Raw genomic sequence first — 20,221 nt, 5'->3', positions numbered from 1 at the left:
GGCGCCTTCTCGGGCGGATCCCGATCGGGGCGGGCCACGCTCCGAAGGGAATGTTACTCGTCAGTACACCGTGGGTCCCACCAAGTCGCAAGGTCGGCGAACTGTGATCTGCCCAACGCCGCCCGACCCGCCCCAGCAGGGACGATTCAGTCGCGCAGCGCGTTGAAGCGCCCCTGGTGGTACAGCAGGGGACGGCCTTCTCCGGCCGGATCGCCCACGACCGCCTGAGCGATGATCACACGGTGCTCCCCGGCGGGGACCCTCGCCACCACCCGGCAGACCAGCCACGCCAGCACACCGTCCAGCACCGGGACCCCGTGCGGGCCGGCGGCCCAGCCGGTGTCCGGCCCGAACCGGTCGGCCCCGCTGCGCGCGAACAGGCCCGCCAGCTCCCGTTGGTGCTCGCCGAGTATGTGCACGCCGAGGTACTCGCTGTCGCGCACCGCGGGCCAGCTGGAGGCCCCGGTACCGATCGTGAAGGACAGCAGCGGCGGGTCCGCGGAGACGGAGTTCAGCGAGGTGGCGGTGAAGCCCACCGGGCGGCCGCCGTCCTGGGAGGTGATCACGGCGACTCCGGCGGCGTGCTGCCGGAAGACGGAGCGCAGCAGGTCGGGCGAGCCGGGACGGCCGGCGCCGGTGAAGGGGGAAACGGCCGTCGGGACCGTCGGGACGGTCGGAGCACTCATCGGGGTTCTGCCTTCTGCCTCAGGACACGCGGGCACAGTCGGGATCAGGGCCGGGGCGTTCAGTGATCCGGACAGCGCGCGCTCGCGTGGCGGACGAGGTCCACATGGACCCGTCCGTGGAGCAGGAGTTCATACCGCATACGGTCAGCGTGGCGATCTCCGGTGGACGCAGTCAAGCGGGATCGGGCAGATGTCAGACGCGTCACGCGGTGTGCGGGCGTGCACACCGGCGCGTCCGGCCCTGCGGCCACGGCCCGGGGGCCGCCGGACCCACCACTCGTCATACGGCGGCGCCGCGTCACTCGCAGGCTCCTCCTCATACGGCGGCGCCGAGCGCGGCGATCACGTCGACCTTCCGGGGCATGCCGGCCGCCCGCCGCACGATCCGGCCGCCCGCGTCCAGTACGAGCACGGTCGGGGTCTTCTCGATCCCCAGCGCCCGCACCAGGTCGAGCCGCTCCTCGGCGTCGATCTCGACGTGCGCGACGCCCTCGACCATCCCCGCGACCTCGGCGAGGATCCGCCGCGTGGCCCGGCAGGGCTGGCAGAAGGCGCTGGAGAACTGCACCAGGGTGGCCCGGCGGCCCGGCTGCGCGCCCAGTTCCGCGGGATCCAGGAACCGCGGCACCCCGCGGCCCGCGTCGGCCTGTCCGCGGTCCGGCCCGTCTTCCCGTCCGTCTTCCCGCCCGGGCACCCGCACTCCCCTCACACCGCCGCCTTCGTCCAGGCACATGATCGTCGTACGCTCGTACGTGGATGGGACACCCGACGGGGCCCGGACATTCCCGGCGTGACGAGAATCTCCCCGGGCAGGGGCGTCTGGACTGGCCAGCAGCCCTCGTTTGGGGCACCATCCCCAATGGTCGCGTACCTACGCTTCCGTAACTTCCGGCCGGGAGCACCTCCCCAGGCAGAAAGCGGGTCTCCCCATGGCTGAGCTCGTCTACCCCCCGGTGATCGGCGCCGCGCACGGGCTGTTCCGCGCGCTGGACATCCGCATCGACATGAAGGGCACCGAGAACATCCCCCGCAAGGGCGGTGCGGTCCTGGTGTCGAACCACATCGGCTACCTCGACTTCATCTTCGCCGGCCTGACGGCGCGGCCGCAGAAGCGCCTGGTGCGCTTCATGGCGAAGGAGTCGGTGTTCCGGCACAAGGTGTCCGGTCCGCTGATGCGCGCGATGAAGCACATCCCGGTGGACCGCCAGCAGGGCGAGACGGCGTATCAGCACGCGCTGGACTCGCTGCGCTCCGGTGAGATCATCGGTGTCTTCCCCGAGGCGACGATCTCCCAGTCCTTCACCCTGAAGAGCTTCAAGTCGGGTGCGGCGCGCATGGCGCAGGAGGCCGGCGTTCCGCTGATCCCGGTGGCACTGTGGGGTACCCAGCGCCTGTGGACCAAGGGCCGGCCGAAGAACCTCAAGCGCAGCCACATCCCCGTGACGCTGCGGGTGGGCGAGCCGATCGAGGCCCCCACCGACCAGTACGCCGGGGCGATCACGCGGCGGCTGCGCGAGCGCGTGCAGGAGCTGCTGGACGCGGCCCAGCGCGCCTACCCGGAGAAGCCGCGAGGCCCCGAGGACACCTGGTGGCTGCCGGCCCACCTGGGTGGTACGGCGCCGACCGCGGCCCAGGTCCGCGAAGCGGGCTGAGCCGGCCTGTCCCACCGGCCCGTCCCGCCGGGCCGCGGCTCAGGCCGGGTGGGTCCGGCCGTCGTCGGCCGCGGCACGGGGCGGTCCGCAGGGAGCGGTGACGCACTGCCACTGGGGCTCCTTCGGGCGGTGCTTCCCGTGGTCGGAGCCGTCCTTGCCGGGGGGACCGCACGGGGCGGTGACGCACTGCCACTGCGGCTCCTCCGGACCGTGCTTCCCGTCGTGCGAGCCGCCCTTGCCCGGACGCTTCTTCCCCCATGTGCCGTCCCTCTGCCCCGTGCCGTGGTGGTTCCCGCCCGGTGCCTCCTTCTCCGTCACGACGGCGTGCGGGGCCGCCCGCGGGGCGGCGAACGCGCTCGTGGGGACCAGTACGGATCCGGCGGCCAGGGCGGTGGTGGCCGCGAAGACGGCCAGGCGCAGCGTGCGGAGGGGGTGGGTCATGACGGTGCTCCTCGGACGGGGGGGCGAAGTGGACACCTCCAGTACGCTCTGCCCCTCGGCGCCCGTCATGCCCCTGCATCCCGTGGCTTGACACCCCCTACAGCGCGGTCGGCAGCCTGCGCCACAGGTCCTCTCGGTCGGCGGACTCCCTCAGCGCCGCGAGCACGGCCGGGTGCGGGGCCGCGTACAGCCCGGGGTGGTCGGCCTCGCCCAGCTCCGGTCGGACCGGGAAGGCGAGGCGTTCCTCGACGAGGTCGAAGCGCGCGTCCACCCCGGGCCTGTTGCCGCGCGGGTCGAGCCGGCTCCAGCGGTCGGCTCCGGGCAGGCGCAGGGCGATCAGCCCGTGGACGAGCGGGTGCGAGCCGTCGTCGCCGGCGAGGCGCTGGTAGCACAGCCCGGCCGGGATCCCCTGGGCGCGCAGCAGGGCCACCAGGGTGTGGGACTTCGCGTGGCAGATGCCGTTGCGCGTGCCCAGCACATCGGAGGCCCTCCAGGCGACCCGCGGGTCGCCGGAGTCGGCAGAGTGCGGGATGTCGTCGCGCACGAACTCGAAGGCGGCCCGGGCGTATGAGTATGCGTCGCCGGTGGTGGACCAGAGGCGGTCCGCCGTTTCCAGCACGACGGGATGCCAGTGGTCGATGGCCTCGTCGGAGGCCAAGTACGCGAAGAGGTCGGGGCTTTGCTGGATCAGCTGCATGGCTCGGAGCATAGGTGCGCCGCCCATCGCCAATCAATCATTTTGCGATGGGCGGCATACCTATGCGGTTGTGTGGAGGGGCCTGCCGACTAGCGGGCGAGCTCCTCCTTCAGAGCCTGGAGGAAGCCGTCGACGTCCTCCTCCTGGGTGTCGAAGCCGCACATCCAGCGGACGTCGCCCGCGGCCTCGTCCCAGAAGTAGAAGCGGTAGCGCTTCTGCAGACGCCGGGACACCTCGTGCGGCAGCCGTGCGAACACCGCGTTCGCCTGCACCGGGTAGAGGATCTCCACGCCGTCGGTCTCACGGACGCCGGCTTCGAGCCGCCGCGCCATCTCGTTGGCGTGGCGGGCGTTGCGCAGCCACAGGTCCTTGGCCAGCAGCGCTTCCAGCTGCACCGACACGAAGCGCATCTTCGACGCGAGCTGCATCGACATCTTGCGGATGTGCTTCATCTGCCGGGCCGCGTCCGGGTTGAGCACGACGATGGCCTCGCCGAACATCATCCCGTTCTTGGTGCCGCCGTAGGACAGCACGTCGACGCCCACGGTGTTGGTGAAGGTACGCATCGGCACGTCGAGCGAGGCCGCGGCGTTGGCTATCCGGGCGCCGTCGAGGTGGACCTTCATGCCGAGCCCGTGGGCGTGCTCGCAGATGGCCTTGATCTCGTCCGGCGTGTAGACCGTGCCGAGCTCGGTGTTCTGGGTGATCGAAACGACCTGCGGCATCGCGCGGTGCTCGTCCTCGAAGCCCCAGGCCTCCTGGTCGATCAGCTCGGGCGTGAGCTTGCCGTCCGGGGTGGGTACGGCGAGCAGCTTGAGGCCGGCCATCCGCTCCGGCGCGCCGCCCTCGTCCACGTTGATGTGGGCGCTCTTGGCGCAGATCACGGCGCCCCAGCGGTCGGTCATCGCCTGGAGAGCGGTGACGTTCGCGCCGGTGCCGTTGAAGACCGGGAAGGCCTCCGCGTACGCACCGAAGTGGCTGCGGATGATCTTCTGCAGGTGCTCGGTGTACTCGTCCTCGCCGTAGGCGACCTGGTGCCCGCCGTTGGCCAGGGCAAGGGCCTCCAGGATCTCCGGGTGGACCCCTGCGTAGTTGTCGCTCGCGAAACCGCGTACCGCCGGATCGTGGTGGCGGCGGGCATCGGTCTTCACGGTTGCGGAGTGAGCCACAGACGCTGTCCGTTCACATCGATGGCGGGCCGCTCCCACACGCCGGCGATGGCCTCGGCCAGCTCCTTCACGTCGGTGAAGCCCGCGAACTTCGCATTGGGACGCTCGGCGCGCATCGCGTCGTGCACCAGTGCCTTGATGACCAGGATCGCAGCTGCCGCGCCGGGACCCTCGTCACCCCCCGCCTTGCGGAAGGAGTCCGCCATGGCGAGGGTCCAGGCCTCGGCGGCCGCCTTGCCCGCGTTGTACGCGGCGTTGTTGGCGACCGGCTTGTGCGCGCCGGACTGGCTCACCAGGACGTAGCGCCCGCGCTCGCTGCGCAGCAGCCCGTCGTGGAAGGCGAGCGAGGTGTGCTGGACGGTGCGGATGAGGAGCTTCTCCAGGAAGGCCCAGTCGGCGAGGTCGACGTCGGTGAACGTCTTGCTGCCGCGCCAGCCTCCGACGAGGTGGACCAGTCCGTCGACCCGCCCGAACTCCTTCTCGGTCTGCTCGGCCCAGGCCTTGGTGGCGTCCAGGTCGAGCAGGTCCACGGTGTCACCGGTGATGGTGGCGCCGCCGTGGGCGTAGCGGGCCGCGTCCACGGCCTCCGCGAGCCGGGCCGGATCGGCGTCGGACGCGACGACCACCGCTCCCGCCTCGGCGAGGCGGAGCAGGGCGGCGCGGCCTGCGGGCCCGCCGGCCCCGGCCACCGCCACCACCGCTCCGCTCAGCTTTCCGTTGCCGTTCCCGGAGCCGTTCATCTGTGCAGCCTCCTGTGGGCGAGTGCTCACGCGGCGACCCGCTCGGCGTGCTCTGCGTTCAGGGCCGTGATGCCCTTGGTCGAGGCGATGGTGCCCTTGAGCTTCTTGGCGAGCGCCTCAAAGAACATGCTGAGCGGAAACTCGTCCGCAAGCACGTCGTCGACGAGCTTGCGCGGCGGCTGCGTCAGGTCGAGCGCGTCGGCACCCTTGGCCCACTTGGACCCCGGGTGCGGGGCGAGGTAGGTCGAGACGAGCTCGTAGGCCTTGAACCAGTGGACCAGCTTCGGGCGGTCGATGCCGGCCCGGTAGAGGTCCTCGATCTCGGCGCAGAGCTGGTTGGTGACCTGCGGGGCGCGCATCCAGTCGATCTTCAGCTTGTTGTCCGTCCAGCGCACGACGTCGTGCTTGTGGAGGTACGCGAAGAGCAGCTGGCCGCCGAGACCGTCGTAGTTGCGGTTGCGGTCGCCGGAGACCGGGAAGCGGAACATCCGGTCGAAGAGGACGGCGTACTGCACGTCACGGCCGTGCTCGTTGCCCTCGGACTCCAGCTTCACGGCCTCCTTGAAGGCGGTGAGGTCGCAGCGCAGCTCCTCCAGGCCGTACATCCAGAACGGCTGGCGCTGCTTGATCATGAAGGGGTCGAACGGCAGGTCGCCGTGGCTGTGGGTGCGGTCGTGGACCATGTCCCACAGGACGAAGGCCTTCTCGCAGCGCTCCTGGTCGTCGACCATGCGGGCGATGTCCTCGGGCAGGTCGATGCCCAGGATGTCGACGGCGGCCGCGGTCACCTTGCGGTAGCGGGCGGCCTCGCGGTCGCAGAAGATGCCGCCCCAGGTGAAGCGCTCGGGGGCCTCGCGGACGGCGATGGTCTCCGGGAACAGCACGGCGGAGTGCGTGTCGTAGCCGGGGGTGAAGTCCTCGAAGGTGATGCCGAGGAAGAGCGGGTTGTCGTACCGGGTGCGCTCCAGCTCGGAGAGCCACTCGGGCCACACCATCTTCAGCACGACGGCCTCGAGGTTGCGGTCCGGGTTGCCGTTCTGCGTGTACATCGGGAAGACGACGAGGTGCTGCAGGCCGTCGGCGCGCTCGGCGGCCGGATGGAAGGCCATGAGGGAGTCGAGGAAGTCCGGCACGCGGAAGTCGTCCGCGGCCCACTTGCGCAGGTCGGCGACGAGCGCCTTGTGGTACGTGGCGGCGTGCGGGAGCAGCGGGGACAGCGTCTCGACGGCGCCGATGACGCGCTCGACCGCGGCCAGGACGGTGGCGCGGGCGTGCTCGCCCTCCGCCTCGAAGTCGATGGAACCGTCGGCCGCCTGCCAGGGGCGGATCTCCTCCACGGCGGCCTTGAGCTCGGGCCACGCAGGGTGGTCGACCACCCGCGCCCCAGCGGATATCACGGCACCGCCGACGCCCGGCACAAGAGTTTCCGTCATGTCACTTCCTCCACAGGAGAACCTCACGTCCGCACAGCGTATGCGCGCGAGGCTCTCCTACTCAAGAGGCGATTCGGGAAATTATCCTGCGCCACCCCCCGCTTCACCGAAAGTCTTCCCGTTCTTCAGGGTGGAACTGATAGCTCCGCCCAGTCGCACCAAGGCTTCACATGCCTGTGGCAGCACCCCGGCCAGTCCCAGGAAGCCGTGGAACATGCCGGGGTGGGTGTCCAGAACCGACCGGATCCCGCTCCGTGTCAGCCGGCGGTGGTACGCGCGGCCGTCGTCCAGCAGCGGATCGCAGCCGGCCACCACCAGGTGGGCGGGCGGCAGCCCGGCGGGGTCCGCGCGCAGCGGGGAGGCCAGCGGGTGCCGGCCATCACCGCCGGGGCCGAGGTACTGCTCCCAGAACCAGCGCATGTGCGCGGCGGTCAGGAAGCAGCCCTCGGCGGCGCTCCGGTACGACCCGCTGTTCTGGGCGGCGTCCAGCGCGGGGTAGGCCAGTGCCTGGAGCGCGACGGCCGGTCCCCCGCGCTCCCTGGCCAGCAGCAGCGAGGCAGCCGCCAGGTTGCCGCCCGAGCTGTCCCCGGCCACGACCAGGGCGCCCGGATCGCCGCCCAGCTCGGCCACGTGGGCGCCGGCCCAGCACAACGCGGCGTGGGCGTCCTCCACGGCTGCCGGGAAGCGGTGCTCGGGGGCCCTGCGGTAGTCCACGGAGACCACGACCGCGCCGGCCGCCCGGGTCAGGCGGCGCGCGAGGGGGTCGTGGGTGTCCAGGTCGCACAGGACCCATCCCCCGCCGTGGCAGAACACCACCGTCGGCCGGGGCCCGGGCCACCGCCCCGGATCGGGCCGGTAGATCCGTACGGGTACGGGCGGGGCGCCGGGCGGCCCGGGGACGGTCCGGTCCGCCACGGCCCCGACGCGCGGCGGGCCGGCGGACGGGCGCGGCGCGGCCGCGAGGATCCGCCGGGCCTCGCCGGCCCGGGTGACACCGCGGCCGAGGTCCGGGAAGGCGGCCGCGAGGGCGTCGGCGTACGGCAGCGCGGCCGGGTCCAGACGGTTCCGGGCGGCGGACGGCCCGGGCTCCGGACCCTTCCGGGGGGCGGACACCCCGGGGCCCGGAAGGTTGCGGGCAGCCGATGCCCCGGGCTCCGAAGGGGTACGGGCTGCGGCGGCCCGGGGCTCCGGACGGGCGGCCATCACAGGCTCCGGAAGTGCGGGATGACCTTCTCGCCCCAGTGGCGCAGGGTCTCCATGCACGCTTCCTGATCCACCGTGCCCATCTGGATCAGGCACATGATCTCGTCGGCCCCGGCCGCCCGGAGCCGCTCCACATACGCGATGGCGTCGTCGGCGGTCCCGTAGGCGTGGTCGGCGTTGAAGGTGGCCGTCGAGGTCGGCCGGACCGGGATGTCCAGCTCGTGGAGCCGTGCCACCACCTGCTCGGCGGCCCTGCGCATCTCCCCCGCCTCGTCGGCGCCTGCGGCCACCGCCTCGTCCGGGACGCCCGCACCGCCGTACCAGTGGCCGATGGACTGCGCGAAGAAGCGCTGGCCCCGGATCCCGATGCGCCGTGCCTGCTCGCCGTCGTCGAGCACGATCGTCGGGCACAGGACGGAGAAGTGGTCGTTCACCACCGTGGACACGAAACGGCTCCCGTCGCGTCCGGCGATCGCGGCGTCGTAGACGGACCGCATCTGCGCGATCGAACCGGGGCCGGCGAAGCCCATCACCAGCGCCCCGATGCCCAGTTCGGCCGCCTGGACCAGGGTCTCGCTCCGGCTGCACGCCAGGAACAGCGGCGGATGCGGGGTCTGCCACGGCCGCGGCAGGATGGGGTGGGGGTCGATGTCGATCAGTTCGCCGTGGTACTCCAGCTCCTCCTCCTGCCATGCCCTGCCGATGATCCGCAGGGCCTCCTCGACCTCCGCCGCGGTCCGCTCCCTGTCCACCCCGCACAGCGAGGTCTCCTGTTCGGTGCCGCCGCGCCCGGCGCCGAGGTCGAGGCGCCCGCCGGAGAGCAGGTCGAGCATGGCGGCCCGCTCGGCCACCCGCACCGGGTGGTTGAAGTTGAAGGGCATGCACACCACACCGTGTCCGATGCGTATGGTGCGCGTCCTGGCCGCGACCCAGGTCAGGAAGATCTCAGGTGCCGACATGTGGGCGTACCACTTCAGGGAGTGGTGCTCCACGGCCCAGATCCGGTCGAATCCCATGCGCTCGGCGAACACGGCCTGCTCGACACAGTCGTGGATGAGCCGGTGTTCCCGTTCGACGGTGGGGTCGGCCAGCTGGGCCTCGAAGATGACGGAGAATTTCACGGTGCCTCCAGGGTTGCGTCCCGTGCCCGGTCCTACTTCAATGCGCAATATGACTAGTAGTCATATGCCGAAGAAGCAAGACCTTCCGCCGACCGCGTGGGCCGTCCTCGGCCTGCTGTCCTTCCCCGGCGAGCGGACCGGCTACGAGCTGAAGAAGTGGGCGGACTCCTCGCTGCGCTTCTTCTACTGGTCGCCCGCCATCAGCCAGATCTACGCGGAACTGCGCCGTCTGGAGGAACTCGGGTACGCGTCCTCAGCGCGCTCGGGACCCGAGGAGGCGCGGGCCAAACGCCGCTACGCCATCACCCCGGCCGGACGCGAGGCCCTGTCCGGCTGGGCCGCCGACACCACGGAGGCCGGCCCCCCGGTGCTCAAGCACGGGCTGCTGCTGCGGGTCTGGCTCGGCCATCTGGCCGAACCGGCGCGGCTGCGCGCGATGGTCGGCGAGCACCTGGAGCGCACCCGGGAGGAGCTGGCCGCCGTACGGGAGGCCGCGCAGGAGGCGGCCGGTGTGCCGGAATGGGCCTTCCCGGCCCTGGCACTGCGCTGGAGCGAGCGGCAGCACCTGGCCGAACTGGAGCTGGGCGAGGCCCTGTTGGCCGACCTGGCGGAACTCTCCCCGCAGGGTGGGACGGCGGGGCGTCAAGCCGGTGGGGACGCGCCCACGCCCGGGTGACGCGGCAGGGCCGCGGGCGGCCGCCCGGGGGCGCACAACCCTGGCGGGAAGCGGTCGGTGACGCTTCGGCGGGGCCGTGCACGCACGGTCCCTATCCACGAGCGGCGCACTAGCATGCGACCTCATCGCGCGCGGCCGGTCGGGACACCGCGACCGCGCGGGGAGCCGCCGTCGACGGAAGCGAGAGAACCTTGACTTTCCTCACCATCGGTCACCGCGGGGTCATGGGTGTCGAACCGGAGAACACCCTGCGGTCGTATCTCCGGGCGGAACGCTCCGGCATGGACGCCATCGCCCTGGACCTCCGGCTGAGCAAGGACGGCGTCCTCGTCGCCGTGCACGACCCCGAGGTGGACCGGACCACCGACGGCTCGGGAGCCGTGGCCGACCTGACCCTGGCCGAGCTGCGCGGGCTGGACGCCGGTCAGGGCGAGCGCGTGCCGGTGTTCGAGGAGGTGCTGGACGCGGTCCGGTCGCCGCTGCAGGTCTCGGTCGAGGACCGGGCGGCGGCCGGGGCGCTCGCGGAGCTGGTCCTGCGCCGCGACCTGGTCTCCCGGGTGGAGATCGCCTCCGCGGACGAGGCGGTGCTCGCCGAGGCGGCCCGCCGGGTGCCGGGCGTGCGGACCGCCCTGTTCGTGAAGTCCCTCGGCGGCGGCACCGAGGCCGTCGTGGGCCGCGCGCTGGCCGCGGGCGCGGCGACGGTCGCCCTGGACATCCACCGGATCTCCCTGGAGGGGGTGGAGGCGGCGCACGCGGCGGGCCTGCGGGTGACCGGCCTGGCGGTCAACACCCTGGACCAGCTGCGGCTGGCGCGGGCGCTCGGACTGGACGGCGTCACCACGGACTTCCCGGAGATCCGCAGCACGGGACGCTTCACCGCCTGAGCGGCGGAAGGTCCTCAGAGCGGCTTGACCAGGAGCTCGAAGGCGAGGTCGTCGCGGAGCGGGATGCCGAAGCGCTCGTCGCCGTACGGGAAGGGGCTCAGCTCGCCGGTGCGCCGGTAGCCGCGGCGCACGTAGTAGGCGATGAGATCCTCCCGCACGTTCACCACCGTCATCCGCATCTCCCCGGCGCCCCACGTGTCGCGGGCGCGGCGCTCCGCCTCGGCGAGGATCTCCTTGCCGAGGCCGGCGCCCTGGAGGCCCGGACGGACGGCGAACATCCCGAAGTAGGCGTGGTCGCCGCGGTGTTCGATGTGGCAGCAGGCGACGAGCTCGCTCGCGCGCTCGACGACGAGGAGGACGCCGTCCCGGCCGGCGATGACGGCACGGACCCCGTCCGGGTCGGTGCGCTGCCCGTCCAGGTAGTCGGCCTCGGTGGTCCATCCCGCCCGGCTGGCGTCTCCGCGGTACGCGGACTCCACGAGCGCCACCAGATCCGGTACGTCCGCCTCGACGGCGCTGCGGAAGCTGAGGGCTGCGGGCTGGGCGGTCGACATGGGCGCTCCGTTCGGTGCGGTGGCATATGACATGCCTGGGACGGCGGGGAGAGCCTATCCCGGGGCCGCGTGAGCACTGTGTGAGGAGGGCATCTTTCCCGGTGACGCCGACGAACCGGGAGATTCCGCCGTGCACGGATCCGCCGCGTCCCTGTCCGCCGCCCTCTCCTCCTGGCTGCTGGTGCTCCTGTGCGCGGTGAGCGGCGCGTACTGCCTGCGGCGGGCGCACGGGCGGGGCGGGGCCGCCGCCGGGGAGGCGGTGATGGGGTTCGGCATGGCGCTGATGGCGGTACCCCTCGGGGACGGCGGTGCGTGGCGGCAGCCCGTGCTCGGCGTGGTCTTCTGCGCCGCGGCCCTGCACGCCGTGTGGCTGCTGCGGGGCGGGGCGCACCACGCCCACCACCTCGTGGGGTCGCTGGCGATGGTCTACATGAGCGCCGCGACGGTCTCCGGGGGCGGCCACGGGCACGGCGCGGGGCTGCCGCTGCTGACCGGGAGCCTCCTGCTCTACTACGCCGGCTACGTGGTGCTCGGCGGCACGCGGCTGCTCACCGCGGGCGGTCCGGTCCCCGCGCACGGCGGGTCCACGGAGCTCGTCAGGGCCTGTCGACTCGCCATGGGAATGGGGATGTTGGCGATGCTGCTGTCGATGTGACGGCGCCCGCGAAACGTGTCCTGCGTCACCAATGCCCCCGTCTCATACCCGCAGGTAGCCGCTCGCTCATAGGCTGGTGGCCATGATGGTCCCCGCAGCCCTCCTTGTGCTCGGCGCCCTGACCGCGCTGCTCGCTCCCCGTCTGCTCGCCCGGGCCCAGTGGCCCGAACGGGAGCCGGTCGTGGCCCTGTGGGTGTGGCAGTGCGTCGTCGGCGCGGTGCTGCTGTGCTTCGGACTGTCCATGCTGCTGAGCGCCGCCGCGGCCTGGCAGGCGGTCCGGGGCCGGCTCTTCGCCGCCGCCCCGCACGGGGTCGTCGACGCCTACGCCCTCGGCCCGTCCGGGGGCCCCTGGGCCGCCGTCACCGCCCTCGCCCTCGCGGGCGGTGGCCTGTGGACGGCGGCGATGCTGACCGGCGAGGTGCTGCGGGCGCGGGCCCGGCGGCGCGCCCAGGGCAGCGAACTGCTGGAGCGGGCCCCGCTGCTGCCCGGGGAGGACCCCGCGGGCGCACGGCTCGTCGTACTGGAGGGTCCGCGGCCGGACGCCTGGTGGCTGCCGGGCGCGGCTCCGCAGCTGGTGGTCACGACGGCTGCGCTGGGCCGGCTCAAGGGCAGCCAGCTGGACGCCGTGATGGCCCACGAGCAGGGCCACGCGACGGCCCGGCACGACTGGCTCCTGCACTGTTCACGGGCGCTGTCCCGGGGCTTCCCGCAGGTGCCGGTCTTCGCCGCCTTCGAGGCGGAGATGCACCGGCTGGTGGAGCTGGCCGCCGACGACATGGCCTCGCGGCGGTTCGGCCGGCTGACGGTCGCGCTGGCGCTCGTCGGACTCAACGAGGACCGCGGGGTGTTCGCGGCCTCCTCGGCGCCGCAGGCGCACGTCCCGCAGCGGGTGCGCAGGCTGCTGTCGGCCGCGCCCAGGCTCTCGCCGGGCCGCCGGCTGCGGCTGACGGCGCTGGCCACGCTGGTGCCGGCGATCCCCCTGCTCGTGGCCTTCGTACCGGGGCTGAGCGCCCTGACGTAGTGCGCGCCCGGCCCCGTCCGCCCGGCGCCGGTGCAAGGATCGCCCTATGCGGAACGATCTATTTCGTTGGGTGGGGATCGGCTGCGCGCTGCTCGTGGCGGTACTGACCGCCTTGGTGGTGGCGGGCTGGCAGCCCCTCCTGACCTACGACGAACGGGTGGCGCGGGACCTGCACGCCCACGCCGTCACCCACCCCGGGGTCACGCGCTCCATGCGGGTGCTGTCCGACTGGGTCTGGGATCCGTGGACGATGCGGGCGCTGGCCGCCGTGGCCTTCTTCCTGCTGTGGCGGCGCGACGACCGCGAGCGGGCCCTGCGGGTGGCCCTGGCCGTGGTGGCGGCGTCAGTGGTGCAGCAGGGGCTGAAGGCGGCGGTGGGGCGGGAGCGTCCGGTGTGGTCGGACCCGGTGGACTGGGCGCACTTCGCGGCCTACCCGTCCGGCCACGCGATGACGGCGACGGTGGTGTGCGGGATGCTGCTGTGGCTGATGCCCCGCCCGGCCCCGGGGTGGGCCCCGGCCGCCTGGGCCGCGGCGGCCGTCACGGTGCTCGGTGTCGGCTTCACCCGGCTCTACCTCGGCGTGCACTGGTTCTCGGACGTGCTGGGTGGCTGGCTGCTGGGCACCGCCGTTGTGGTCCTCGCGGCGTCGGTGCGCGTCGGCGGCCGCAGACCCGTCCGGCGGCCGCAGGAACGCTGAGGGTCCCGGGGCCGACCGGCGTACACGCCCCGTCGTTTCTGCGGTGAACCCCGTCGGCCGACCGAGCGGGCCGGACGGTACGGCAACGCCCCGCAGCTCCGAGGCCGGCATCCGGCCTCGGACGCTCGGCCGGGCCCTTGGAGCCGGGGCGGGCCGGTGAGTGGCGTGGCCTGCCCTGGATGATCCCCCGTGTCACCCAGAGCAGGCGACCCCGTGCGCTGAGTATATTGGCCGTGAGCCAGTCAACGCAGGAGTAAGCATGTCCCCGCGCAGCGCATCGGTCAATGAAGAATTGCGCAGACGTTCCCGGGAGCGCCTGCTGCGGTCCACGGTGGAACTCGTCGCCGAGCGCGGCTACGAGGCGACGACCCTCGGCGACATCGCCGACCGGGCGGGCGCGGCCCGCGGCCTGGTCTCGTACTACTTCCCGGGCAAACGGCAGTTGCTGCAGTCGGCCGTGCACCGGCTGATGCACCTCACCCTGTACGCCGCGCTGGAACGGGAGCCTCGCAGCGAGGACGGGCGCGAGCGGCTGGCGCGGGCCGTCGACGCGATCCTGGGCCTCGCCCGGGACGAACCACTGCTGATGCGGACGCACATGGCGGGCATCCTCACGGCCGAGGGCTTCGTGCGGTGCCCGGAGCAGCAGCGGCTGGCCGAGCTGTTGCGGGACACGCTCGTCCGGTACGGCTCGCGGGACGTGGACGCGGACTACCCGCTGCTGCGCGCCCTGCTGATGGGCGCGGTGGTGGCGGTGCTGCTGCCCGGGGCCCCGATGCCGGCCGCCCGGCTGCGGGCGGAGCTGTTCCAGCGCTACGGGCTGGACTGGGACCTCGGTGTTCCGCCGGACGGTGGGCCGCCCGGCGGAACGTTCCCCTCACACCTGTGACCTCACGCGGTCAGCGGTACTCGGGCTGGGTCTGTACGTTCAGCCGGTCCAGGCGGACCCGCTTGGCACTGTCGGTGCGCTTGTCGTCGAGCCGCAGCACGTCGAGGCCCTTGGCGATGTCGTTCGAGTAGATGTGCCCGTTGTAGTAGTAAGCCGACCAGGACCCGCCGAGGCCCAGCCGGTCCGTCGTCAGCGGTCCCCGCTCGAAGTAGGCGATCTCCCTGGGCCGGGACGAGTCGGTGAACTCCCACACGGAGACGCCGCCCTGGTACCAGGCCTGCACCATGATGTCGCGGCCGCCGCCGACCGGGACCAGCGAGCCGTTGTGGGCCACGCAGTTCTCGGTGTCGGCCTGGTGGCGCGGGATCTTGAAGTAGCTGCGGAAGACGAGCTTGCGCTGGTCCCCCCGGCCGGTGATGTCGTAGATCCCGTCGGCGCCCCGGTCGGGGCCGGTGGCCTCGTTGCAGGTGGCGCCGCCACCGCCGCCGAGTTCGTCGGTGAACACCACCTTGTTCGCGCGCTCGTTGAAGGTCGCCGAGTGCCAGAACGCGAAGTTCACGTTGTCCTGCACCCGGTCGATGACGCGTGGCTGCTCGGGCCTGCTGATGTCGAAGAGGATGCCGTCGCCCATGCAGGCTCCGGCGGCCAGGTTCTTCGAGGGCAGCACGGTGATGTCGTGGCAGCCGGTGGTCTTGGAGACTCCGGGGTTGGTGGGCGCGCCCGGGTTGCCGCCGTCGGGGAAGAGCACCGGGAAGGCGACGACCGCCGCCTCGGTCGGGCTCTTCTTGGGGACCTTCACCACGGAGATGCCGTCGTGCGGCGGCTTGCAGTCGGGGAAGGCCTCGTTCGGCGAGTAGGAGGCGACATAGAGGTAGATGTCCTTGCGGCCCGGGACGAGGGTGTGGGTGTGGGAGCCGCAGGCCGTCTCGACGGACTTGATGTACCTGGGGTTCTTCTTGTCCTTGATGTCGAAGATCTTGATGCCCTCCCACGAGGACTTCTCCGTCGCGGGCTGCGAGACGCTGTTGCAGGAGTCGTCGCTGCGCGAGGAGTCGGTGGAGAGGAAGAGCAGGTCGCCGTCGACGGAGATGTCGTTCTGCCCGCCGGGGCAGAGCACCTCGGTGATCTTCTTCGGCGCCTTGGGGTCGGCGATGTCGTAGATCGTGAAGCCGTTGTAGTTGCCCGCGTAGGCGTACCGGCCCTGGAACGCGAGGTCCGTGTTGATCGCCGTGGCGTCGGTGGAGGGGATGTTGGCCAGGGGTTTGATGTTGGCGCTGTGCACGATCTCGTCCTGGCCGGGGATGTCGCCCGGGGCGAGTTCCGGGCCGTCGAGGGTGCTCGCGCCCTGGTGGTTGCCGTGGCCGGGGCTTAAGTCGCCGGGGTCGGGGGTGGCCGCCGCCGGTCCGGCCGCGAGGAGGGTCGTGAGGAGACCGGCCGCGACGACGGCCACCCCCACCCTCCTGCTGCCCGCTCTCCTGGTGCGAAGTGAGGTCACTGTGCCTCCCATGGGAGCCCGATCGGTTCCGTCCGCAGGGGAACGGAACCAGGACCCCGGCAGTATCTTCCCTTCATGGACATGGCAAAAGGCCTCCGGGGCCGCGAGACCTTATCCGTGCGGCCCTTCCGGTTCGCCGCGGTGATGGCGACCGCCTGCCTCCTGCTGACGCTCACCGCCTGCCAGGACGACGGAGCGGACCGGGCCGACGACGGGCGGGCCACGATCGTCGCGCCGGGCAGACCCGGCGAGACCTCACGCACCCTCACCCCCGAACAGGCCGCCCGGGCGAAGCCCGACGACAGCCCGAACGCCGCCGACCACGCCTACGTGCGGCGGATGATCGAACCCCACCGGCAGGCCCTGACGATGACCGCACTGGCCCCCGAACGGGCCGCGGCCGAGCCGGTCAAACGGCTGGCGGAACGGATCACGGCCGCCCAGAAGCCCGAAATCGGCGCCATGCAGAAGTGGCTGGACCGCCATCCGGCACCGCCGGCGGGCTCCGGCACGGCCGCCCCCGGGCACGGACACGACCAGGGCCACGACCACGACCACGGCTCGATGCCGGGCATGGCGACCGCGCAGCAGCTCGACGAGCTGACCGCGGCCCGGGGCGCCGACTTCGACCGGCTCTTCCTGAAGCTGATGACCACCCACCACGAGGGGGCCCTGACGATGGCGGGCGAGGCGCTGGCCGGCGGGAACAACGTCGCCGTCGAGGAGATGGCCAACGAGGTGGTGGCCACCCAGAGCGCCGAGATCCACCGGATGCGCACGATGGGCTGACCGGCGGGCGGGCCGGTGCCATGCTGGAACCACCTGCGGGAGGAGCTCCGCCGTGCTTCGTGTCGCCGTCGTCGGATCGGGCCCCAGCGGGGTCTACGCGGCCCAGACGCTGGTCCAGCAGCGCGAGGTGCCCGGGGTGCTGGTCGACGTACTGGACCGGCTGCCCGCCCCGTACGGGCTGGTGCGGTACGGGGTCGCACCGGACCACGAGAAGATCAAGTCGCTGCAGGGCAGCCTGCGCACCGTGCTGGAGGACGAGCGGATCCGCTTCCTCGGGAACGTCGAGGTCGGCGGGACCGCCCTGCCCGCGCAGCGGCTGCTGGAGCTGTACCACGCGGTCGTGTACTGCGTGGGTGCGGCGCGGGACCGGATGCTGGGCATCCCCGGCGAGGAACTGGCCGGGGTGCACTCCGCGACGGCCTTCGTGTCGTGGTACAGCGGGCACCCGGACGCCGCCGCCGAGGCCTTCGGCCTGCCCGGGGCCGACGCGGCGGTGGTGATCGGGGCGGGCAACGTCGCGGTGGACGTGACCCGGATCCTGGCCCGCGGCACGGCCGAGCTGGCGCCGACGGACATGCCCCAGCCGGCCCTCGGCGCGCTCGCGGACAGCGGGGTGCGCAGGGTGTCGATGGTGGCCCGGCGCGGGCCTTCCCAGGGCAGGTTCACCACGAAGGAACTGCGCGAACTGGGCACGCTGCCCGGCGTGGAGGCCGGGGCGGACCCGGCGGAGCTGGCACTGGACCCGATGTACGCCGACCCTGGCGCGGCCGCCGCACTGCCGGCGGTGGCGCGGCGCAACCTGGAAGTGCTGCGCGGCTGGGCCGGCAAGGAGCCCGGCGAGGCCCCCGGCGAGGAACCGCGCCGCATCGCGCTGCGGTTCTATCTGCGCCCGGTGGAGATCCTCGGCGGGCCCGGCGGCCGGGTCGCCGGGGTGCGCTTCGAGCGGACCGCCCCGGACGGGCACGGCGGGGTGACCGGTACGGGTGTCCACGAGGACGTCGAGGCGCAGCTGGTGCTGCGCTCGGTGGGGTACATGGGCGTGCCGCTGACCGGGCTGCCCTTCGACCCGGCGAGGGGCACGGTTCCGCACGCCGCGGGGCGGGTGCTGCGCGCGGGCCGGGCCTCGGTCGGCGAGTACGTGGCGGGCTGGATCAAGCGGGGCCCGACCGGGGTGATCGGCACGAACCGGCCGTGCGCGAAGGAGACCGTGTCCTCGCTGCTCCAGGACGCGGGTGCGCTGGCCGGGCGCGAGCTGCCGGGCGACCCGCTGGCCGCCCTGCGGGCGGCGGGCCTGCACCCGGTGGAGTGGCCCGGCTGGCTGGCCATCGAGTCGGCGGAGGAGGATCTGGGCCGTTCGCTGGGCCGGCGCACCGTCAAGATTCCGGACTGGCCGGGCCTGTTGGACGCGGCGGGAGCGGACCGGGGGTAGGCGGCCCTCCCCCGGCCCCCGGCGCGTCGTCCTCCCGCGGAAGGGCGTCCGGGCAGGGCGTCCCGGTGCGTCCGCGGAAGTGCTTCCGGGTGGTGGTCCTGCCGGAAGTCCCCGTCCGGGGAGTGTCGCCGTGCCGCCCCGGGTGCGCGGGCCGATCATGCCACTGGCCCGAAGCCCCGGAGCAGCACGCGGACGGAGTGTCATGGCAGCGAACGGAATCCGCCGGTCACGGGACGGGGGGCGGCCCTGGGTAGCCGAAGACGTGACGGTGACCGTCGAGGACACGCCCGCGGCCGTGACCACCGGTGGGGTCGGCTGACCCGCGGTCACGTGGACGTGAGCCGCTCCGCCTCGGCGGCGGCCGCCGTCAGGACGCTGTCGAGAAGGCCCGGGAACAGGGCCTCCAGGTCGTCGCGGCGCAGGGCGTTCAGCTTGGTGGTGCCGCGGTAGGCCTGGCGTACGACACCGCTCTCGCGCAGGACGCGGAAGTGGTGCGTGGTCGTGGACTTGGTGACCGGCAGGTCGAAGTGCGAGCAGGCCAGGTCGTCCGCCGAGGCGGCGAGGTCCAGGACGATGGAGAGCCGCACCGGGTCGGAGAGTGCGTGCAGCACACCCTCCAGGCGGATCTCGGCCGCCTCCGGATGGGCCAGGGTGCGGGAGGTGTCCCGATCCGTCATGTCCCTGCTCCGCTCACTCGGCTTGGTCCGGGCCCCCATGGTACGAGAGGTGTCGAAGGAGTCGTGCTGGTCGCGGGAACCGGTGGGAGCCGCCGGTGCGGCCGCGGCTCGGGGCCGCGGCCGCACCGCCGTCACCAGGACCGGTGGTACTGCTCGGGCGTCCGGATCGGGGCGCCGAGCTCTTCGGCCGCGCGGCGGGCCCAGAACGGGTCGCGCAGCAGTTCGCGGCCCAGCAGGACCGCGTCGGCCTCGCCGTTGGCCAGGATCTTCTCGGCCTGCCCCGGTTCGGTGATCAGGCCGACGGCGGCCACCGGGAGGGTCGTCTCCGCCTTGACCCGGGCGGCGAACGGCACCTGGTAGCCGGGGCCGACCGGTATGGTCACCCCGGGAGCGAGGCCACCGGTGGAGACGTCGAGGAGGTCCACGCCGTGCTCCTGGAGGAGCCGGGCCAGGCGCACGGTCTCGTCTGCGGTCCAGCCCTCCTCCTCCAGCCAGTCGGTGGCGGAGATCCGGAAGAGGAGCGGGAGTTCCTCGGGCCACACCGCGCGGACGGCGTCGACGACCTCCAGGGCGAAGCGGGTCCGGTTCTCGAAGGATCCGCCGTAGGCGTCGGTGCGCCTGTTGCTGTGCGGGGAGAGGAACTCCCCGATGAGGTAGCCGTGGGCGCCGTGGATCTCGACGACCTCGTAGCCCGCGGCGAGAGCCCGTCCGGCCGCGGCCGCGAACTGGCCGGTGATCTCGCCGATCTCATCGACCGTCAGCTCGTTCGGCACCGGGTGGCCCTCGGCGAACGGCACGGCGCTGGGGGCGACCGGCTGCCAGCCGTGCGCGTCGGGGCCGACCGGCGCGCCGCCCTTCCAGGTCCGGTCCGTGGACGCCTTGCGGCCGGCGTGCGCGATCTGGATGCCGGGGACGGTCCCCCGGGCCTTGAGGAAGCCGGTGATCCGGCGCAGGGCCTCGACCTGGGTGTCGTTCCAGATGCCGAGGTCGTACGGGGAGATCCGGCCCTCCGGGGAGACCGCGGTGGCCTCCTGGATGATCAGGCCGGTCCCGCCGGTCGCGCGGGCGGCGTAGTGGGCGAAGTGCCAGTCGCCGGCGACGCCCGCGTCCGGCCCGGAGGCCTCGGCGCTGTACTGGCACATCGCGGCCATCCACACGCGGTTCGGGACGGTGACCGATCGCAGGGTGTAGGGCTCGAACAGGGCGGCGAAAGCGGCGGGTACGGCGGGGGCAGCACTCATCGGGGCTCTCCAGAGGTCACCGGGCGCGCCGGGGTCGGCGGCTAAGTACGAGACTCACCATACTACGAACCT

At 72.7% G+C, this 20,221-nt stretch carries 22 protein-coding genes; 9 read left to right on the top strand and 13 right to left on the bottom strand.

The window, feature by feature from the left end:
- Positions 1–146: 146 nt before the first annotated feature.
- Positions 147–686: a flavin reductase family protein gene (locus AAT21_RS19210; RefSeq protein ID WP_079025805.1), complete on the bottom strand. Its 540-nt coding sequence runs from the start codon at positions 684–686 to the stop codon at positions 147–149.
- A gap of 316 nt (positions 687–1,002) precedes the next feature.
- Entirely contained in the window at positions 1,003–1,386 is a 384-nt protein-coding gene (locus AAT21_RS19205) for a thioredoxin family protein (protein ID WP_412180330.1), read from the bottom strand.
- A 229-nt stretch (positions 1,387–1,615) separates the two neighbouring features.
- Between AAT21_RS19205 and AAT21_RS19200 the strand changes: the two genes are divergently transcribed.
- On the top strand, positions 1,616–2,338 hold the full coding sequence (locus tag AAT21_RS19200) for a lysophospholipid acyltransferase family protein (RefSeq protein WP_046778034.1): 723 nt from the start codon (positions 1,616–1,618) through the stop codon (positions 2,336–2,338).
- A 39-nt stretch (positions 2,339–2,377) separates the two neighbouring features.
- On the opposite strand, the gene AAT21_RS19195 is transcribed toward AAT21_RS19200, so the two are convergent.
- From AAT21_RS19195 to AAT21_RS19165, 7 genes are all read right to left on the bottom strand, one after another.
- Positions 2,378–2,779, bottom strand: coding sequence for a hypothetical protein (locus AAT21_RS19195; protein WP_046778033.1), 402 nt, complete (start codon positions 2,777–2,779; stop codon positions 2,378–2,380).
- 97 nt (positions 2,780–2,876) lie between these two features.
- Positions 2,877–3,476: a transglutaminase-like domain-containing protein gene (locus tag AAT21_RS19190; RefSeq protein WP_046778494.1), complete on the bottom strand. Its 600-nt coding sequence runs from the start codon at positions 3,474–3,476 to the stop codon at positions 2,877–2,879.
- Between the two features lie 89 nt (positions 3,477–3,565).
- Positions 3,566–4,627, bottom strand: coding sequence for a threonine aldolase family protein (locus AAT21_RS19185; protein WP_200904422.1), 1,062 nt, complete (start codon positions 4,625–4,627; stop codon positions 3,566–3,568).
- Positions 4,624–5,385: an SDR family NAD(P)-dependent oxidoreductase gene (locus AAT21_RS19180; RefSeq protein WP_046778031.1), complete on the bottom strand. Its 762-nt coding sequence runs from the start codon at positions 5,383–5,385 to the stop codon at positions 4,624–4,626. Before AAT21_RS19180 ends, AAT21_RS19185 begins: the two co-directional genes overlap by 4 nt.
- A 26-nt stretch (positions 5,386–5,411) precedes the next feature.
- Positions 5,412–6,818, bottom strand: a complete 1,407-nt coding sequence (locus tag AAT21_RS19175) for a DUF6421 family protein (RefSeq protein WP_046778030.1) — start codon at positions 6,816–6,818, stop codon at positions 5,412–5,414.
- An 81-nt stretch (positions 6,819–6,899) separates the two neighbouring features.
- A complete protein-coding gene (locus AAT21_RS19170; protein ID WP_235438937.1) occupies positions 6,900–7,931 on the bottom strand; it encodes an alpha/beta hydrolase in 1,032 nt (343 codons plus the stop codon).
- 89 nt (positions 7,932–8,020) lie between these two features.
- Positions 8,021–9,142, bottom strand: coding sequence for an LLM class flavin-dependent oxidoreductase (locus AAT21_RS19165; protein ID WP_046778029.1), 1,122 nt, complete (start codon positions 9,140–9,142; stop codon positions 8,021–8,023).
- Positions 9,143–9,191: 49 nt separating this feature from the next.
- On the opposite strand from AAT21_RS19165, the gene AAT21_RS19160 reads away from it, so the two are divergent.
- Both AAT21_RS19160 and AAT21_RS19155 read left to right on the top strand, forming a co-directional pair.
- Positions 9,192–9,818 (top strand): PadR family transcriptional regulator, encoded by a 627-nt coding sequence (locus AAT21_RS19160; RefSeq protein ID WP_052757877.1) that lies wholly within the window; start codon positions 9,192–9,194, stop codon positions 9,816–9,818.
- A 191-nt stretch (positions 9,819–10,009) separates the two neighbouring features.
- Positions 10,010–10,702, top strand: coding sequence for a glycerophosphodiester phosphodiesterase (locus AAT21_RS19155; protein ID WP_046778027.1), 693 nt, complete (start codon positions 10,010–10,012; stop codon positions 10,700–10,702).
- Positions 10,703–10,716: 14 nt separating this feature from the next.
- Here AAT21_RS19155 and AAT21_RS19150 read toward each other — a convergent pair whose 3' ends face one another.
- Positions 10,717–11,256: a GNAT family N-acetyltransferase gene (locus tag AAT21_RS19150; RefSeq protein WP_046778026.1), complete on the bottom strand. Its 540-nt coding sequence runs from the start codon at positions 11,254–11,256 to the stop codon at positions 10,717–10,719.
- A gap of 130 nt (positions 11,257–11,386) precedes the next feature.
- Between AAT21_RS19150 and AAT21_RS19145 the strand changes: the two genes are divergently transcribed.
- The 4 genes from AAT21_RS19145 to AAT21_RS19130 all read left to right on the top strand — a co-directional run bounded on the left by AAT21_RS19145 (position 11,387) and on the right by AAT21_RS19130 (position 14,518).
- Complete coding sequence (locus AAT21_RS19145) at positions 11,387–11,911, top strand: DUF5134 domain-containing protein (RefSeq protein ID WP_079025802.1); 525 nt, start codon at positions 11,387–11,389, stop codon at positions 11,909–11,911.
- 82 nt (positions 11,912–11,993) lie between these two features.
- Positions 11,994–12,932, top strand: coding sequence for a M56 family metallopeptidase (locus AAT21_RS19140; protein ID WP_046778025.1), 939 nt, complete (start codon positions 11,994–11,996; stop codon positions 12,930–12,932).
- 46 nt (positions 12,933–12,978) lie between these two features.
- On the top strand, positions 12,979–13,629 hold the full coding sequence (locus AAT21_RS19135; protein WP_046778024.1) for a phosphatase PAP2 family protein: 651 nt from the start codon (positions 12,979–12,981) through the stop codon (positions 13,627–13,629).
- Positions 13,630–13,888: 259 nt separating this feature from the next.
- Positions 13,889–14,518, top strand: a complete 630-nt coding sequence (locus AAT21_RS19130) for a TetR/AcrR family transcriptional regulator (RefSeq protein WP_046778023.1) — start codon at positions 13,889–13,891, stop codon at positions 14,516–14,518.
- Positions 14,519–14,528: 10 nt separating this feature from the next.
- Here AAT21_RS19130 and AAT21_RS19125 read toward each other — a convergent pair whose 3' ends face one another.
- A complete protein-coding gene (locus AAT21_RS19125; RefSeq protein ID WP_046778022.1) occupies positions 14,529–16,025 on the bottom strand; it encodes an LVIVD repeat-containing protein in 1,497 nt (498 codons plus the stop codon).
- Positions 16,026–16,094: 69 nt separating this feature from the next.
- On the opposite strand from AAT21_RS19125, the gene AAT21_RS19120 reads away from it, so the two are divergent.
- Together AAT21_RS19120 and AAT21_RS19115 are read left to right on the top strand one after the other, a co-directional pair.
- Positions 16,095–16,802 (top strand): DUF305 domain-containing protein, encoded by a 708-nt coding sequence (locus AAT21_RS19120; protein ID WP_412180329.1) that lies wholly within the window; start codon positions 16,095–16,097, stop codon positions 16,800–16,802.
- A 52-nt stretch (positions 16,803–16,854) separates the two neighbouring features.
- Positions 16,855–18,231, top strand: a complete 1,377-nt coding sequence (locus AAT21_RS19115; RefSeq protein WP_046778021.1) for an FAD-dependent oxidoreductase — start codon at positions 16,855–16,857, stop codon at positions 18,229–18,231.
- A 326-nt stretch (positions 18,232–18,557) separates the two neighbouring features.
- Here the strand turns inward: AAT21_RS19115 and AAT21_RS19110 are convergent, their stop codons facing one another.
- Entirely contained in the window at positions 18,558–18,908 is a 351-nt protein-coding gene (locus AAT21_RS19110; RefSeq protein WP_046778020.1) for an ArsR/SmtB family transcription factor, read from the bottom strand.
- A 131-nt stretch (positions 18,909–19,039) separates the two neighbouring features.
- Positions 19,040–20,149, bottom strand: coding sequence for an NADH:flavin oxidoreductase/NADH oxidase (locus AAT21_RS19105; protein WP_046778019.1), 1,110 nt, complete (start codon positions 20,147–20,149; stop codon positions 19,040–19,042).
- Between the last annotated feature and the right edge of the window lie 72 nt (positions 20,150–20,221).

It is taken from the genome of Streptomyces yangpuensis, from assembly GCF_001005295.1.
In the GTDB taxonomy this organism is placed as follows: Bacteria; Actinomycetota; Actinomycetes; order Streptomycetales; family Streptomycetaceae; genus Streptomyces; species Streptomyces yangpuensis.
This window is presented reverse-complemented; position numbering and strand designations above follow the sequence as displayed.

What these genes read in the sequence shown, in the direction of transcription:
- AAT21_RS19150 (WP_046778026.1), bottom strand. Translation starts at nt 11,256, where the DNA reads ATGTCGACCGCCCAGCCCGCAGCCCTCAGCTTCCGCAGCGCCGTCGAG.
- AAT21_RS19135 (WP_046778024.1), top strand. Translation starts at nt 12,979, where the DNA reads ATGCGGAACGATCTATTTCGTTGGGTGGGGATCGGCTGCGCGCTGCTC.
- AAT21_RS19130 (WP_046778023.1), top strand. Translation starts at nt 13,889, where the DNA reads ATGTCCCCGCGCAGCGCATCGGTCAATGAAGAATTGCGCAGACGTTCC.
- AAT21_RS19105 (WP_046778019.1), bottom strand. Translation starts at nt 20,149, where the DNA reads ATGAGTGCTGCCCCCGCCGTACCCGCCGCTTTCGCCGCCCTGTTCGAG.
- AAT21_RS19175 (WP_046778030.1), bottom strand. Translation starts at nt 6,818, where the DNA reads ATGACGGAAACTCTTGTGCCGGGCGTCGGCGGTGCCGTGATATCCGCT.
- AAT21_RS19200 (WP_046778034.1), top strand. Translation starts at nt 1,616, where the DNA reads ATGGCTGAGCTCGTCTACCCCCCGGTGATCGGCGCCGCGCACGGGCTG.
- AAT21_RS19120 (WP_412180329.1), top strand. Translation starts at nt 16,095, where the DNA reads ATGGCAAAAGGCCTCCGGGGCCGCGAGACCTTATCCGTGCGGCCCTTC.
- AAT21_RS19110 (WP_046778020.1), bottom strand. Translation starts at nt 18,908, where the DNA reads ATGACGGATCGGGACACCTCCCGCACCCTGGCCCATCCGGAGGCGGCC.
- AAT21_RS19160 (WP_052757877.1), top strand. Translation starts at nt 9,192, where the DNA reads ATGACTAGTAGTCATATGCCGAAGAAGCAAGACCTTCCGCCGACCGCG.
- AAT21_RS19125 (WP_046778022.1), bottom strand. Translation starts at nt 16,025, where the DNA reads ATGGGAGGCACAGTGACCTCACTTCGCACCAGGAGAGCGGGCAGCAGG.
- AAT21_RS19190 (WP_046778494.1), bottom strand. Translation starts at nt 3,476, where the DNA reads ATGCAGCTGATCCAGCAAAGCCCCGACCTCTTCGCGTACTTGGCCTCC.
- AAT21_RS19210 (WP_079025805.1), bottom strand. Translation starts at nt 686, where the DNA reads ATGAGTGCTCCGACCGTCCCGACGGTCCCGACGGCCGTTTCCCCCTTC.
- AAT21_RS19140 (WP_046778025.1), top strand. Translation starts at nt 11,994, where the DNA reads ATGATGGTCCCCGCAGCCCTCCTTGTGCTCGGCGCCCTGACCGCGCTG.
- AAT21_RS19195 (WP_046778033.1), bottom strand. Translation starts at nt 2,779, where the DNA reads ATGACCCACCCCCTCCGCACGCTGCGCCTGGCCGTCTTCGCGGCCACC.
- AAT21_RS19180 (WP_046778031.1), bottom strand. Translation starts at nt 5,385, where the DNA reads ATGAACGGCTCCGGGAACGGCAACGGAAAGCTGAGCGGAGCGGTGGTG.